At 53.7% G+C, this 14,692-nt stretch carries 18 protein-coding genes; 6 read left to right on the top strand and 12 right to left on the bottom strand.

Features of this window, described 5'->3' with window-relative positions:
• Position 1 precedes the first annotated feature (1 nt).
• From pqqC to SK58_RS14015, 5 genes are all read right to left on the bottom strand, one after another.
• Positions 2-757 (bottom strand): pyrroloquinoline-quinone synthase PqqC, encoded by a 756-nt coding sequence (pqqC, locus tag SK58_RS14030; RefSeq protein ID WP_003857506.1) that lies wholly within the window; start codon positions 755-757, stop codon positions 2-4.
• Between the two features lie 2 nt (positions 758-759).
• On the bottom strand, positions 760-1,677 hold the full coding sequence (gene pqqB, locus SK58_RS14025) for a pyrroloquinoline quinone biosynthesis protein PqqB (protein ID WP_017384563.1): 918 nt from the start codon (positions 1,675-1,677) through the stop codon (positions 760-762).
• A 55-nt stretch (positions 1,678-1,732) separates the two neighbouring features.
• The gene (pqqA, locus tag SK58_RS22400; RefSeq protein ID WP_002905689.1) at positions 1,733-1,804 is read right to left on the bottom strand and encodes a pyrroloquinoline quinone precursor peptide PqqA; all 72 of its coding nucleotides are present in this window, start codon (positions 1,802-1,804) and stop codon (positions 1,733-1,735) included.
• A 138-nt stretch (positions 1,805-1,942) separates the two neighbouring features.
• Complete coding sequence (locus SK58_RS14020; RefSeq protein WP_032653397.1) at positions 1,943-2,962, bottom strand: dipeptidase; 1,020 nt, start codon at positions 2,960-2,962, stop codon at positions 1,943-1,945.
• Positions 2,963-3,066: 104 nt separating this feature from the next.
• The gene (locus tag SK58_RS14015) at positions 3,067-4,332 is read right to left on the bottom strand and encodes a Y-family DNA polymerase (RefSeq protein ID WP_023303648.1); all 1,266 of its coding nucleotides are present in this window, start codon (positions 4,330-4,332) and stop codon (positions 3,067-3,069) included.
• 317 nt (positions 4,333-4,649) lie between these two features.
• Here SK58_RS14015 and SK58_RS14010 point away from each other — a divergent pair, with 317 nt between their 5' ends.
• Positions 4,650-5,096, top strand: a complete 447-nt coding sequence (locus tag SK58_RS14010) for a hypothetical protein (RefSeq protein WP_023303649.1) — start codon at positions 4,650-4,652, stop codon at positions 5,094-5,096.
• 67 nt (positions 5,097-5,163) lie between these two features.
• Here SK58_RS14010 and yajD read toward each other — a convergent pair whose 3' ends face one another.
• Complete coding sequence (gene yajD / locus SK58_RS14005; protein ID WP_006808895.1) at positions 5,164-5,511, bottom strand: HNH nuclease YajD; 348 nt, start codon at positions 5,509-5,511, stop codon at positions 5,164-5,166.
• Positions 5,512-5,586: 75 nt separating this feature from the next.
• The gene (locus tag SK58_RS14000) at positions 5,587-6,480 is read right to left on the bottom strand and encodes a PhzF family phenazine biosynthesis protein (protein ID WP_033487070.1); all 894 of its coding nucleotides are present in this window, start codon (positions 6,478-6,480) and stop codon (positions 5,587-5,589) included.
• Between the two features lie 192 nt (positions 6,481-6,672).
• On the opposite strand from SK58_RS14000, the gene SK58_RS13995 reads away from it, so the two are divergent.
• Both SK58_RS13995 and SK58_RS13990 read left to right on the top strand, forming a co-directional pair.
• A complete protein-coding gene (locus SK58_RS13995) occupies positions 6,673-7,707 on the top strand; it encodes an LLM class flavin-dependent oxidoreductase (RefSeq protein WP_032609085.1) in 1,035 nt (344 codons plus the stop codon).
• Complete coding sequence (locus tag SK58_RS13990) at positions 7,700-8,647, top strand: zinc-dependent alcohol dehydrogenase family protein (RefSeq protein WP_048220126.1); 948 nt, start codon at positions 7,700-7,702, stop codon at positions 8,645-8,647. Before SK58_RS13995 ends, SK58_RS13990 begins: the two co-directional genes overlap by 8 nt.
• Here SK58_RS13990 and SK58_RS13985 read toward each other — a convergent pair.
• On the bottom strand, positions 8,644-9,684 hold the full coding sequence (locus tag SK58_RS13985; protein ID WP_003857467.1) for an AI-2E family transporter: 1,041 nt from the start codon (positions 9,682-9,684) through the stop codon (positions 8,644-8,646). The genes SK58_RS13990 and SK58_RS13985 overlap by 4 nt on opposite strands.
• Positions 9,685-10,105: 421 nt before the next feature.
• Here SK58_RS13985 and mdtJ point away from each other — a divergent pair, with 421 nt between their 5' ends.
• Positions 10,106-10,468, top strand: a complete 363-nt coding sequence (mdtJ, locus tag SK58_RS13980) for a multidrug/spermidine efflux SMR transporter subunit MdtJ (RefSeq protein ID WP_015570633.1) — start codon at positions 10,106-10,108, stop codon at positions 10,466-10,468.
• Positions 10,455-10,784, top strand: a complete 330-nt coding sequence (gene mdtI, locus SK58_RS13975; RefSeq protein WP_048220124.1) for a multidrug/spermidine efflux SMR transporter subunit MdtI — start codon at positions 10,455-10,457, stop codon at positions 10,782-10,784. The genes mdtJ and mdtI overlap by 14 nt, the downstream gene beginning before the upstream one ends.
• 5 nt (positions 10,785-10,789) lie before the next feature.
• Here the strand turns inward: mdtI and SK58_RS13970 are convergent, their stop codons facing one another.
• From SK58_RS13970 to SK58_RS13960, 4 genes are all read right to left on the bottom strand, one after another.
• Positions 10,790-11,611, bottom strand: coding sequence for a trypsin-like serine peptidase (locus tag SK58_RS13970; RefSeq protein WP_048220122.1), 822 nt, complete (start codon positions 11,609-11,611; stop codon positions 10,790-10,792).
• 102 nt (positions 11,612-11,713) lie between these two features.
• Positions 11,714-11,797, bottom strand: coding sequence for a small membrane protein YdgU (locus SK58_RS23265; protein ID WP_057979992.1), 84 nt, complete (start codon positions 11,795-11,797; stop codon positions 11,714-11,716).
• Between the two features lie 92 nt (positions 11,798-11,889).
• The gene (gene asr / locus SK58_RS13965; protein ID WP_003857459.1) at positions 11,890-12,195 is read right to left on the bottom strand and encodes an acid resistance repetitive basic protein Asr; all 306 of its coding nucleotides are present in this window, start codon (positions 12,193-12,195) and stop codon (positions 11,890-11,892) included.
• Between the two features lie 150 nt (positions 12,196-12,345).
• Positions 12,346-13,833, bottom strand: a complete 1,488-nt coding sequence (locus tag SK58_RS13960; RefSeq protein ID WP_033487066.1) for a carboxypeptidase M32 — start codon at positions 13,831-13,833, stop codon at positions 12,346-12,348.
• Positions 13,834-14,097: 264 nt separating this feature from the next.
• On the opposite strand from SK58_RS13960, the gene SK58_RS22905 reads away from it, so the two are divergent.
• Complete coding sequence (locus SK58_RS22905; protein ID WP_128755764.1) at positions 14,098-14,688, top strand: hypothetical protein; 591 nt, start codon at positions 14,098-14,100, stop codon at positions 14,686-14,688.
• Positions 14,689-14,692: the final 4 nt, after the last annotated feature.

The following is a 14,692-nucleotide window of genomic DNA, read 5'->3' as shown; positions in this document are numbered from 1 at the left end:
CTTATACCAGTCGGGTTGTGTGCCAGGCCGCTTTGTCGGTGACCGTGTGATAAGGCGGACGCTGTAGCGCGTAGGCCATGGTCATCGCGTCGAGCATCGACCACAGGATATCGAGTTTGAACTGAAGGATCTCCAGCATCCGATTCTGCTTTTCCGCGCTATCGCAGTAACGCTTCGCCAGCTCCAGGCCGTGTTCAACGTCGCGGCTGGCCTGGCTGAGGCGGCTGCGGAAATAAAAATAGCCTTCCTCTTTGATCCACGGGTAGTGCTGTGGCCAGCTGTCGAGACGCGACTGATGGATTTGCGGGGCGAACAGTTCGGTGAGCGAGCTGCATGCCGCCTCCTGCCAGTTGGCGCGGCGGGCGAAGTTAACGTAAGCGTCGACGGCGAAACGGACGCCGGGCAGCACGTGGCGTTCGCTGATTAAGTCCTCGCGGCTGAGCCCCACGGCTTCGCCCAGCTGTAGCCAGGCTTCGATACCGCCGTCATGACCGTTGCTACCGTCGTGATCGAGGATCCGCTGCACCCATTTGCGACGCGTGTGCGGATCCGGGCAGTTCGCCATAATTGCCGCGTCTTTCAGCGGGATCGTCGTCTGGTAGTAAAACCTGTTCGCCACCCAGCCCTGGATCTGCTCGCGGCTGGCCTCGCCGTTATGCATCGCGATATGGTACGGATGGTGAATATGATAGTAGGCGCCTTTCGCCCGGAGGGCGTGCTCAAACTCTTGCGGTGAGAGCGTTTCGCGAATGTGCATAGTTAGTCCTGAAGCGTGATGTTCATCCCGTCCCAGCTCACTTCTATTCCCTGCTGCGCAAGGGCGTGACGCTGCGGCGACTGCTCGTTAAGGATCGGGTTGGTGTTATTAATGTGGATCAGAATCTTGCGCTTTGCCGGCAGCGAGGCCAGCAGCGCCATCATGCCGTGTTCATCGCCGAGCGCCAGATGGCCCATGTCGCGGCCGGTATTGCGCCCGACGCCAGTGGCCTGGAGTTCATCGTCCTGCCAGACGGTGCCGTCAATCAGCAGACAGTCCGCTTTTTTAAGCCACGGCAGGATGGTGTCATCGGGTTCACCGAGACCTGGTGCGTAGAACAGCGTCTGACCGTTGCGGCGGTTTTCGATAAACAGCGCCACGTTATGCCCCGGCAGCGGGCGGTCGCGCCACGGCGAATAGGGCGGTGCGTTACTGGCGATGGGGACAGCGGTAAACTGCAAATCAGGGCAGGCTTCCACGCTAAAGGCGGTGAGCGGCGCGATCGGGTGATGAATCAGGCCACCGTTCCAGTGCCGGAGCATGGTAAAAATCGGGAATCCGCTGGAAAGATCTTCATGCACCTCCGGCGTACACCATACCTGATGCGGGCACCCTTCGCGCAGGCTGAGCAGCCCGGTGGTGTGGTCAATCTGGCTATCGGTGAGAATAATGCCGCCAATATGCGTGCCGCGCAGAACCTCTTTCTTATTCAGTTCTGGCGTATGGGCAATCTGCTGGCTGATATCGGGGGAGGCGTTACACAGCACCCACTCTTTGCCGTTATCGCTGACGATGATCGACGACTGGGTGCGAGGGGTCGCCTGAAGGGTACCGTCGCGCAAACCCTGACAGTTTGCGCAGTTACAGTTCCACTGGGGGAAACCACCGCCAGCGGCGGAACCGAGGACTTTAATAAACATGAAGATGGGCCAGGTAGTCAAACAAAAATGCCCGCACGGATGGCGGGCAGAGCGATTAGCGGTTGGAAATGTACAGGGTCACTTCCAGGCCAAGACGTAAATCAATAAAAGCAGGTTTCTTCCACATCGTTTTTTCCTCTTTAAAAAAGCAGCACCAACGCCATTGTTTGTGCCAGTTTTGTGATGGTCATCAAATAATGCGTCACAGGAGGGCAAAGCTCAACCCGAAAGATGTAAGGAATTAACTTAATGTTTACAACGTAACCTATTGTTGCCAAACATTTTGCAATACCTTTTGCCAGTTGCCCCACAGCAGCTTATTCAGCACAAATTGATCATAGCCGCTGTCACGCAACGCGCTGATTAGCCGCGGTAAACCACTCACATCGTGTAAGTCATCAGGCAACGTAATGCCGTCAAAATCGGAGCCCAGCGCGACATGATCGTCACCCATGATGTTAATAAGATAGTCGATATGGCGAACAATCGTACTCAGCGGGGTATCGCTATCGCGTTTACCGTCGGCGCGCAAAAACGCGTTGCCGAAATTGACGCCTGCCACGCCGCCGCTGTCGCGGATAGCCAGCAGCTGCCGATCGGTCAGATTGCGCGGTTGCGGGCACAGCGTATGGGCGTTGGAATGGGTGGCGACCAGCGGTGAAGAGGAATGACGAGCGGTATCCCAGAACGCTTTTTCATTCATATGCGAAACGTCAATCAGCATGTTCAGGGCGTTAGCGTGCTTAATGAGGGCGATACCCTCAGCGGTAAGCCCTGGGCCGCTGTCCGGGCTGCCGGGAAACGCCCCGTTAACGCCGGTGCCGAAACGGTTAGCAATGTTCCAGAAAGGCCCAATGCTGCGCACCCCGGCGGCATAGAAAGCCTGTAGATCGTCTCCCTCGCCGTCAAAACCGCCCGCGCCCTCAATATGCGCCACCATCGCCAGCACTTTATCCTGACGGCAGCGTTCGATATCCGCCGCGCTCAGGCACAATCGCGCCCGGCCATCGGAGTGGGCGACAAGCTGCTTAAGGATCGTCAGCTGCTGCCAGAGAATGTCGACCGGCTGCCACGGCTCGCTGGCGTATTGTGGCGCCATGCGGGCGATATACTCCTGCGGCGGCACGAACAGCGCGAACAGCCCGCCGGAAAATCCGCCTTGCTGCATGCGTGGATAATCGAGGTGTCCCTTCTCAATGCCGGAGAAGAAGGCCGTTACCGGATCCTGGCGATGGTGAAGCCATAAATTAAGCAACAGGTCATTGTGACCATCAAAAATCGCCATAGCGCATCCCACTGTCTTTTATTGCTGCGAAAGTTGCCTGGCACGATAACCGATTTGTCCGGTCCGGCAAGGGGAAAATTACAACTTAGCAGCAATTGTTAATATCACTTAACAGTGAGGAGATCCGCAAAGCGGGTGGTGTAGCGGGGTGAAAGCATTTCCCGTTTCATCTGCCACGGCTGCTGTATACCCTGTCCCGCGAAGTAAAGCGTGCCACGGCCATTTTCAGCATTCAGATGGTCTAATACATCCATTAACTTTTGGCTGTTTTTCCTGGGTGCGTTGTCGTCAAACAGATTAAGTTGCGCGACGCCCTGGCTATAAAAATCTCCCAGCATCACTCCGGCTTTCTGGTACCGATGGCCGTTCTTCCAGACCGCATCCAGACAACGAACTGATGCGCCGATAATATCCCGGCTATCCTGGGTTGGGGTGAGCAGTTTTACCGACGCGCTATTGCCATAATATGGCTCGTTAAGCGCGAAGGGCGAGGTTTTAACAAATACGGAGATAAAGCGGCAATGCTGATGCTCATTGCGAAGTTTTTCTGCTGCCCGGGCGGCATAACTACAGATGGCCTGGCGTACATCGTCATATTCGGTGAGGCGTTCGCCAAACGAGCGCGAACAGACGATTTCTTGCTTTACCGGGGCAAACTCTTCCAGTTCAAGACACGATTCGCCCCGTAATTCACGCACCGTTCTCTCCAGCACGACATTGAAATGTTTTCTTATGAACCGGATATCGGTGTCTGCCAGTTGCAGGACGGTCTTAATCCCCATCATCTCAAGCTTCTTCGCTATGCGACGTCCTACACCCCAAACGTCTTCGACGGGTAGCGCCGCCATCAGCTTTCTCTGACGATCCACATTGGATAAATCAACAACGCCTCCCGTCTGGCGCTGCCAGCGTTTCGCCGCATGATTTGCCAGTTTCGCCAGCGTCTTTGTGGGTGCGATGCCCACTCCGACGGTCAGATGGGTGCGTTGCAGTACGGTCGCTCTCATTTCATGCCCAAAGTCGGAAAGATCGCGACAATTACGCACGCCGGTAAGATCGCAAAAGATCTCATCAATTGAGTATATTTCGCTACGAGGCGACATCTCTTCAAGCGTGTTCATTACCCGGTTGGACATATCCGCGTAAAGTTCATAATTACTGCTGAAACAAACCACGCCATGATGCCTGAAGAGATCTTTCTGTTTGAAGTACGGTTCACCCATTTTCACAAAGGGTTTGGCTTCAGCGGAGCGAGAGATGACGCACCCATCGTTATTGGACAACACGACCACCGGTCGTCCCTTCAGGTCCGGGCGAAAAACCGTTTCACAGGAAGCATAGAAAGCGTTCACATCACACAGTGCAAACATGGTCAGCTCGCAGATGTCGCGATACAGGTCACTACGCCGCGAGCCTTCGTGGGCGCGCTTATACGTTCATTCAGAACGTAAGGAACAGGGTCATTGAATAGGGGAAGGGCCACGCTCCGGCGTCGCTCTGATGGCGTGAAAAACTGCATGATGATCACCGTCAATTAATACTGTATTTATATACAGTATTGTATATCGATAGCAAAGATCAAGGGTAACAAGGCATCATGGCGTACGGGCGTAGAAGGGTAATTATCACGACCAGACTATTTGGGTATACTTCTTCACTTATAACTATGCATGTCAGGTAACGAAATATGCGGGAGAGCATTAACGTTCTTTTTGTGGTGCTGTCTTTTGTGGCACTGATTATGCTGATACGCTTTTTCGTCAGGCGTATTCGGCATCCAACGCGCATCGTTGCCGATAGCCGGGGAATGAAAAAAATCTCAACCCATCCTGTCTGGTTTGGCGGCTCGTCAGGTAAAACCTACTTTTATGATGAGCAGTATTTATACGAGGTTATAAAGAGCAGCACCCGTAAAATTGAGCTGGCGACTATCATAAAAATTAAACCAGGCTCGATAGTGATAAATAACAGGCGGATCTGGTCTGTGAGTTATCTTGAGGGAACCCGTGAAAAACAGGTGCAATTTTATAATAATCTGACGGTGTTTAATCAAAACTTCGCTGCGTTTTTAGAGGCAGTAAAACGCGTGAACCCTGAGGCAGATATTAAAGCCGTGTCATTGTTCAACCTGTGACTGGAATACAACATATGTGGCTTTCTGACTGCCCATACGACAGGTATGGGCAGTGAAGCCGTCGATATTACTTCTTCTTGTTCATCATCGCCTTGAGATCGGCAAAGGGGTTAAACGTGGCGACACCCACGTCTTTTTGCGCATCCTCACCCGCGACAACGGTGGTGCCATACTGATCCGCTTCGGTGTACTTTGAGTGTTCGTGATCGTGACAAAACAGGCACAACAGCTCCCAGTTACTGCCATCTTCCGGGTTATTGGTGTGATCGTGGTCGATATGGTGAACCGTGAGTTCACGAAGATTTGAATAAACAAACTCACGCGAGCAGCGTCCACAAACCCAGGGGTAGATTTTTAGCGCTTTTTCACGGTAGCCGCTTTCCAGCCGTGCGTAGTTTTTGGGGATCAGAGCCATTGCTGATGTTACCTGTTAAAAAATCTTAGTGCCAATATATCCCATAAGAGAACGGAAGGGGAACGCGTCTCTGCCTCAAAGCGTAAATGTTCCCTCAAGCGTAATGACACATTCACCACCGACCCGAACCACAGCCCTTCCTGACGATGCATCGTATTCCGAAAACAACACGCTTGTACGCCCCATATCAACGCCCTGGCTAATCTTCAGTGAAAGTGTGGTTTGATCACGACGCAGGGCCAGCAACGCCGTGGCTGCTGCGGCTGCACTGCCTGTTGCCGGATCTTCCGTCATTCGAGGAGTAAACATACGTGCCTGAAGATCGCAGGACTCATCTGAAGCCCTGTCTAAGGTATACGTATAGACAGAGACTGCGCCGTCAAGCGGCAGAATCGCGCGGAAACCTTGTAAGTTGGGCACGCATCGACGAAGCGCATCGCGGGAGACCAGCTCTACGATCAAAAAGGGCAGGCCCACCGAGGCAACAACAGGATTATGCACGTCCCTGCGTATATCATCCGGGCTTAAGGAAAGGCAGGCTGCAACCTGTTCCGCGCTGACTTCAGAATGGCAGGAAAGCGCCTCAGGAGCTAACAGCTCAGCTCCCGTCACTGTGCCGTTCTGTTTTAACAGCCGCACCGGCACCATCCCCGCGATTTCTTCGAAGTGCAAGGTGTCGGATAATGTCTGCCCGTTTTCTATGGCGTGATGCGCCAGCACAAAGGCAGTTCCGACGTTAGGGTGCCCGGCGAAAGGTATTTCGCGCGAGGGGGTGAATATCCGCACGCGTGCCGTACTCGAGAGATTTTCTGGCGGCAGCACAAACGTCGTTTCGCTGTAGCCAAATTCAACGGTAACCTGCTGCATCTGTTCACTGCTCATACCTTCAGCATCAAGGACAACGGCGACTGGGTTGCCGAGAAACGGCGTATTCGTAAAAACATCTGCAATGACATAGCGTCTTTTCATTATCTGTTCTGCCTGGCGGGAAATGGCTTACAGTAATAGCGCTAAATCAAACAGATAACCAGAGTAGAATAAATTGAAACTTGATGGTCTCTGTCAGTTTATTTGAAGCATTCCGTTAAATAATCACCATTTATTCTCATTCGTTAATGCGTAGAGTAGGGATAACGCAATGCTTTATCAGGATACTCCACTATGAAAAAGATCGGATTTTTGTCGTTTGGTCACTGGACGCCGTCACCCCAGTCCGGCACGCGAACCGCGGCTGACACGCTGCTACAGTCCATCGATCTGGCGGTCGCCGCCGAAGAGCTGGGCGCGGACGGGGCTTATTTCCGTGTGCATCACTTTGCCCGCCAGCTCAGTTCGCCATTCCCCTTGCTGGCGGCAATAGGCGCGAAAACCAAACGCATCGAAATCGGGACGGGCGTGATCGACATGCGGTATGAAAATCCGCTGTATATGGCGGAAGATGCTGGCGCGGCAGATCTCATCTCCGGCGGGCGATTACAGCTTGGTATCAGCCGGGGTTCCCCGGAGCAGGTGATTGATGGCTGGCGTTATTTTGGTTACGTGCCGCAGGAAGGGGAAAACGAATCTGATATGGCGCGCCGCCACACTGAGGTACTGCTTGATGTATTACGCGGTGAAGGGTTTGCAAAGCCTAACCCACAGCCGATGTTCCCAAACCCGCCGGGATTGTTGCGTCTGGAGCCGCATTCAGAAGGCTTACGCGATCGTATCTGGTGGGGGGCTGGCTCTAATGCAACGGCAGTATGGGCGGCAAAACTGGGGATGAACCTGCAAAGCTCAACGCTGAAAGATGATGAAACCGGCGAGCCGTTCCATATTCAGCAGGCAAAACAGATCCGTGCCTACCGACAGGCCTGGGCTGAGGCAGGGCATACCCGTCAGCCACGCGTTTCGGTCAGCCGCAGTATTTTTGCCCTGATGGACGATCGCGACCGGATGTATTTCGGTTCAAGCCGCAATGAAAGCGACAGCGTGGGCTATCTGGATGAGAAAACGCGGGCCATTTTCGGACGCAGCTATGCCGCAGAGCCAGACAAGCTGATTGAACAGTTGAAAAAGGATGAAGCGATCGCGGAAGCGGATACGCTGTTACTTACCGTGCCGAATCAGCTGGGTGTGGAATACAACGCACATGTGATCGAGTCCATCCTGAAACATGTCGCACCGGAAATGGGATGGCGCGATCGCAATGCTTAATCTGGCTCTCTGGTATCGCCGGTTTGGTGAGCCTGAATCGGTACTGCATGCGGAAACCACACCATTGTCGCCGCGACAGCCGGGAGAGATACGTGTGCGCATGCTTTTTTCCCCGGTGAACGCCTCCGATCTCATCCCCATCACCGGAGCATATCGCCATCGCACGCCGCTGCCTGCGATAGCCGGTTATGAAGGGGTGGGAATAGTGACCGAAACGCCCGCCGCTTATCCGGCGCTGCTGGGCAAGCGGGTCCTGCCGTTACGGGGGCAGGGAACCTGGCAGCGCTATGTCGACTGCCCGGCGGCGTATGCGGTTCCCGTCCCGGACGACGTCGACTCGCTACTTGCCGCGCGGGCGTATATCAACCCGCTTGCCGCACAGATGATGCTGGACCGCTATCCTCCGGTCGGGAAAACGGTGCTGCTCACCGCTGCCGGTTCTGACTGCGCCGTTCTGCTCGGGCAATGGGCACGCCAGGCGGGTGCGGAGGCGGTTTACGGGATCCATCGTTCGCCCGTGCACGCTCAACGTCTGGCTGAAATGGGGATCGTCCCGATTGCGCAACATGATACGGCCGCCGTCAACGCTGCCGCCGCGCAAGCGGAGGTGGTGTACGACGCCACGGGCGGCAGTCTGGCGGAGACGATCCTGAGCGTGATGCCCGAAACCGGCACCTTTGTCTGCTACGGGCTACTCTCCGGGCAGACCTTCCGGCAGCAGCGGCCGTTGCCGCGCGTGGCGTGGTTTCACATTCGTAACTATCTGGACGCGCTGAGCGCTGAGGCGTGGCAGGCGGAGTTTCGGCGCATCTGGCCTAAACTGCGCGCCAGCCAGTGCAGCGATGTCACCCTCTACCCGCTGTCGGAATGGCAGCGGGCAGTGGGCAACTATCGCGAAGCGGGAAGAACGGGTAAGCCCATGCTGTCGATGGACAATTAATCGGCCTTATGGCTCATGTCGCTCAGCAGTACAGCGATACTTTGTCCACCGGCGGTCTGCTCCAGGCCAATTTTGACAATAATTGTCAGCGGAACGGAGAGCAGCATGCCGACAGGCCCGAGCAGCCAGCCCCAGAAAATCAGGGACAGGAATACAACAAGGGTTGAAAGCCCCAGCCCGCGTCCCATGATCCGTGGTTCGAGAATGTTCCCGAAGACAAGGTTAATCACCAGATAGCCTGCCAGCAGAATCAGGGCATCATACAAACCGCTGAAAACCAGCACCTGAAGGATAGGGGGGATCGCCGCCAGCACGGAGCCGATGTTAGGAATATAGTTGAGCGCAAAGGCCAGCAGTCCCCAGACAAAGGCAAAACGCACATCCAGCGCGGCGAGCATCCCCCAGACCACTAATCCCGTCACCAGGCTGATAGCCGTTTTCAGCACCAGATAGCGTGAAACGCTGTCGAGCGCGCGCTGAATGGCGCCCATTCCCTCTACCGGACGCACCATGATGTGCTGGAGCTTTGCAGGCAGCTGTGGAACTTCCAGCAGCATAAACACAACCGTCAGGAACAGCAGGAAAATCGAGGTCATGGCGTTGGAGAGTTGTGCCAGCAGGCTGGTGACAATCGTCATGGCGGCATTCGGATCGATGTATTTAAGCAGTTCCTCAACCGAGACTTCGATACCCGCGCGTTGCAGCCAGGGTTCAATTTGCAGCAGCGGGGTCGCCAGGGAAGAGCGGTATGTCGGTAGCGTCCGCGCCAGCTCGTTCAGGGAGGTTCCCAGATAGGCGACTAACAGCACCATCGCAACGATAATAATACTGATAAGCAGGCTTATCGCCAGCACACGCGGGATGCGCAGCCGCACCATTCGCTGCACCAGCGGATTGAGGATCACCGCGATAAAAAGCGCCAGGATAAAAGGCACGATGATATCGGCCGCAAAACGAACGCCGGTCAGAATGATCACCAGCATGCCCAGCATGATGACGATCTTAAGCCCGTTGAGGGTGATAATAGGTTTGGCCATGGACGTTCCTGAACAGTTTTTTATTTATAATAGAGGGGAAAGCGGATTAAAAAAACTAACCAAAATCAAACAGACTGGGTAAAGAAATGAAAAGGCTTTGAGTAAATTCCTGGCTTATGATACAAATCAGGCGTGTTCAACTACCGAGGACAATTTTCATCCGCAAAGACGAGAAGCAACACCGCGGATAATTGTAATTTTATGGACAATTTGTTCAGGACGTATTTTTCAAACAACTCTGCTCTGTTTTCAACCTCCCTCTGCCTGCTTTCTGGTGAGCAACACTGGCGTTCCGCGCTATAGTCACGTCTTCTGCCTGAGCTGGCGCTATGCGCTTAGCTAACTGATTTAATTCTCAATTTTTTGGTTTGCTGTCCGCAGCGAGCCTCGATGGATTATATTCTCAAGCAGGAGAAAAAACATGTTTTACTGGATTTTATTAGCTCTGGCGATCGTCGCTGAAATTACCGGCACCTTGTCGATGAAATGGGCAAGCGTGAGTGATGGCAGCACCGGTTTTATTTTGATGCTGGTCATGATTACGCTTTCCTATATTTTTCTCTCTTTTGCGGTTAAAAAAATCGCGCTGGGCGTGGCATACGCATTGTGGGAAGGTATTGGTATTTTATTGATTACGCTGTTTAGCGTCATGTTATTTGATGAAACCCTGACGACAATGAAAATTGCCGGGCTGACGACCCTGGTCGCAGGTATCGTGCTGATTAAATCGGGTACACGCAAACCGGCAAAACAGCAGAAGGAGCAGACCCATGCAGCAGTTTGAATGGATCCACGCGGCCTGGCTGGCTTTCGCCATCGTTCTGGAAATTATTGCCAACGTCTTTCTGAAGTTCTCCGACGGTTTTCGTCGCAAAGCCTACGGCCTGTTATCGATTGCCGCGGTTCTGGGGGCGTTTAGCGCCCTGTCGCAGGCGGTGAAAGGCATCGATCTGTCCGTAGCTTATGCGCTGTGGGGGGGCTTCGGTATTGCCGCCACCCTGGCGGCAGGCTGGATTATGTTCGGGCAGCGTTTAAACAATAGAGGCTGGATAGGGCTGGTATTACTGCTCGCCGGCATGATCATGATTAAACTGGCCTGAGTGACCTACTGCTGCGCCAGGGCTTCCAGCCGGTCGCGAAAACCGGTCACCGACAACGCCCGGTTATCGGCGCGCCAGCGGTCTTTCGCCGCTGGCGCAGAACTCTGAACGCCAATCAGCTGCCAGCCGTTATTGGTTTTTAACATCAGGGGCGATCCGCTATCACCCGGTAGCGTATCGCACTGATGCGACAGTACGCTGTTTTGCGCCCAACCCGTCACCACGCAGTCCGTATGGGTGTACAGCGAATCGAGGTGATCAACAGGATAACCTGATTGCGTCACTTTTCGATCGGCGGCTTTCAGGGCTGCGGTGAGAGCGGCCTTATCGCCATCAAAGAGCGGCAGCGGGGTGATCCCGGACGGCGGATAACGTAAAACGATCAGCCCGAAATCCCAGGAGGCCGCCCCGGGCGGCACAATCCAGCCATCGCCATCCGGTTTCAGGCGTTTGCCAAGCGACGGATCCACTCGCCCCTCAATACCGTGAATTTCGTAGCGCCATATTCCTTTTTGCGACACAAAGCGCAGGGCGATCGCTTTATCCGGTTTGCCTTCAGGCGGCATTAACAGGCAATGACCCGCCGTCAGCGCAAGGCGTGGCGTAATGAGGGTTGCGGTACATAAATTGCCGCTGGCGGTTTCCAGTTGCCCGATGGCATCCCAGGGCGATTCGGTAGGATCGGTGACACGCGTACGATCGTCATGACCAAAGAACAGCGTCTTTACCTCTTTGGCGCTAATGGCGTCATCGTCGCCATCATCCGCATGTGAAAAGCCAGCAAAAAGGCTAAACGTTCCCAGTAACAACACAACAGATTTACGCATATCACACTCTGGTGGGGGTAATTATGATTATTAAAAGTGAACCCTATGAAAATACTATAGACGCGACGGCGAGAAAGTGGGAGTAAAATCAGCGTGCTACATTCAGGAAAGATAAAAGTGGCTGGCGATGAGCGCGCATAAAATTAGCAGGATAAGAATGAACTCAAACCGATAGCGCCGCAGCATACGCCCTCCGGATAAAAAAACGGCGCTGACCGCAAACCCGTTCAGCGCCGGTTTACCAACGTGCCCCGAAGGGCACGGTTAAGCTTGTACTCTTACGCTGCTGGCTGTGCAGCAGGTTTAGCCGCTTCGTGTTTTGCCGCTTTTTTGTGATGCTTTTTAGCCGCCTGGGCTTTCTGCTCTACCGCAGGTTTTGCCGCTTTTTTGTGGTGCTTTTTCGCGGCCTGCGCTTTCTGTTCTGCCGCTGGTTTAGCCGCTTTGTGATGTTTTTTATGGTGAACCGTTTTGGCCGGAGCAGCGGTGGATGCCGCAGGCGCTGCGGTGGCGGTAGTTTCAGCCGCGAATGCAGCGGAAGACAGACCCATAGCAGCGGCAACAACCAGAGCTAATACTTTTTTCATTTTCATACCCTCGAATTTGGTTTCTCATTTAACCCCACTGCGGGGCCGTTGAAATAACTATATCCCTGTAAATTCGGGGTTTCCGTGAGTGATTGGTATCGGCGTGTAACCATATGTACAACGCCGGGGTGGGCCCCCCGGCGCGTTCGGTTACAGATAGCGGGACGTCAGGTGTTCGCGGAAGTAGCGGATATTCAGATCTTCACCTGTAGCCTGGGTGATGAGCTGCGACGTGCTGAAACGGCTGCCGTGCTGCCAGATATTCTGACGCAGCCAGTCAAACAGCGCCGAGAAATCGCCCCCGGCAATGGATGCCTGCAACCCGGGCAGCGCAGTTTTGGCGGCATGGAACAGCTGTGCCGCATACATTGCCCCCAGCGTGTAAGACGGGAAGTAGCCAAAACCGCCGTCGGTCCAGTGGATATCCTGCATACAGCCGTTGCGGTAGTTATCTTTGGTGGATAACCCAAGCCACGCCTGCATTTTCTCATCCCATAACGCGGGAATATCATCGACTTCAATTTCGCCATTGATTAGCGCGCGCTCGATCTCATAGCGCAGCACCACATGCGCCGGATAGCTCACTTCATCCGCATCAACGCGGATGTAGCCCGGCTTCACGCGCTGGTTCCAGGCAATAAAATTCTCTTCGCTGAATGCCGCCTGGCTACCGAAACGGGCATGAACCGCCGGAAGCAGATGCTTCAGGAAAGCGTCGCTGCGGCCCAGCTGCATTTCAAAGAACAAGCTCTGGGATTCATGGATCGCCGTAGAGCGCGCCAGCGCAACGGGCTGGCCGGCCCACGCTCGCGGAAGGTTTTGCTCGTAGCGGGCATGTCCGGTTTCGTGGATCACGCCGAAAAGCGCGCTGAGCAGTTCATCTTCATCGTAACGCGTGGTGATACGCACATCTTCCGGCACGCCGCCGCAGAACGGGTGGGCGCTAACGTCCAGACGACCGCCGTTAAAATCGAAGCCAAGCATTTTCATCGCTTCCAGGCCCAGCTCGCGCTGCGTGGCGGTCGGGAAGGGACCCTGTGGCGGAACGAACGATCGTTGAGCCTGTTTTTCCACAACCTTTGCCAGCAGCTCCGGCAGCCAGGACTTCAGATCGCCGAACAGCACATCCAGGCGAGCGCTGGTCATGTCGGGTTCAAAGATATCCAGCAGCGCGTCGTAAGGCGTGCAGCCTTTAGCCTCAGCGCGCAGGCGGGCCTCTTCACGACTGAGTTTCACCACCTCTTTCAGGTTGGCTGAAAAGCCCTGCCAGTCGTTGGCCGGACGCTGAGTGCGCCACGCGTGTTCACACCTGCTGCCCGCCAGCGATTTGGCCTCCACCAGCGATTCCGGCAGTAAAGTGGCCTGCTGGTAGTGGCGTGTCATTTCACGCAGGTTGGCCTGCTCAACGTCATTCAGATCTTCGTCTGCCGCCGCCGCCAGCCATTCACCCACTTTTTTATCGGTCAGGATCTGATGTTGCAGGACGCTCATCTCCGCCAGCGCTTCACCGCGCGCGGCACTGCCACCTGGCGGCATCATGGTGAACATGTCCCAGCTGGCGATGGAGGAGAGGTGCGAGAAGCGGGAGAGGCGCTGGAAGGTTTTGGTAAGAGATTGATAAAAATGGTTATTTTTCATTCTGTGCTCTCGTTGTGTTTGAATGTCATAACGAGCATACAGAGGTTCATATCTGATTAAAACATATGTTACTTATTCAAATGACGTTGATATTCTATGTTATCGAATAATCTGCGCAAATAAATAATGTTGTTTATATTGATTGGGTGAATTATTTGGATGTTGAAAATAGCTCTCATAGTCAAATATAGAAGAGTGTATAGGAATATTCTTATCTGGCGCGATATTCAATGCGTCAAAGTCAATTAATAGGCAACTCTTATAATGAATAAATTTATTTTCTGCGCGATTGCAGCGCCTTTGCTAAGTGGCTGCGCGATGCAACCCGTTCCTTCTCAGTATAGAAATGCCACAATTACCCTTATTGGGCATAGTAAGGCAGAAGCAATGACTGATTTAGGGATACCAACACGTACAATGCCCATCAATGGCAGTCAGACGATGTATCAGTGGGACAGTAATCAGGGGACAACGTCTGTCGGTTCTTTTAGTACTGATACTAATGCTGTGGCGGTGAGTGGTTCCAGTTATCAGGGATATGGTAACGGTTTTTCTGGTGGGGCGGTTGGAACATCTGACACCACTGGAAATTATGGCAGTGCTACGGCAACTCATATTTGTGCATTGTCATTATCAATAGATAATAAAACTGATAAAGTACTTTCGGGCACCTTCAATGGAACTGTTGATGAAGCTTGCATGAATCATTTTAGCAATGTTATTACATTGGACCCTAACGCGGTTAATGCTAATAAAGCAGCAATAATGCATAACCAGCATGTAAAAGAGGCTAAAGCAGTGGTGGGTGTATTGGCTATTGTTGGCGCAGGTATTGCCGCTTACAATACTCGTTGATTTA

Source organism: Enterobacter sp. BIDMC93, assembly GCF_001037805.1.
Classification (GTDB): Bacteria; Pseudomonadota; Gammaproteobacteria; order Enterobacterales; family Enterobacteriaceae; genus Enterobacter; species Enterobacter hormaechei_C.
Note: the sequence above shows the minus strand (reverse complement) of the source record. Positions and strands in the feature narration are given on the sequence as shown.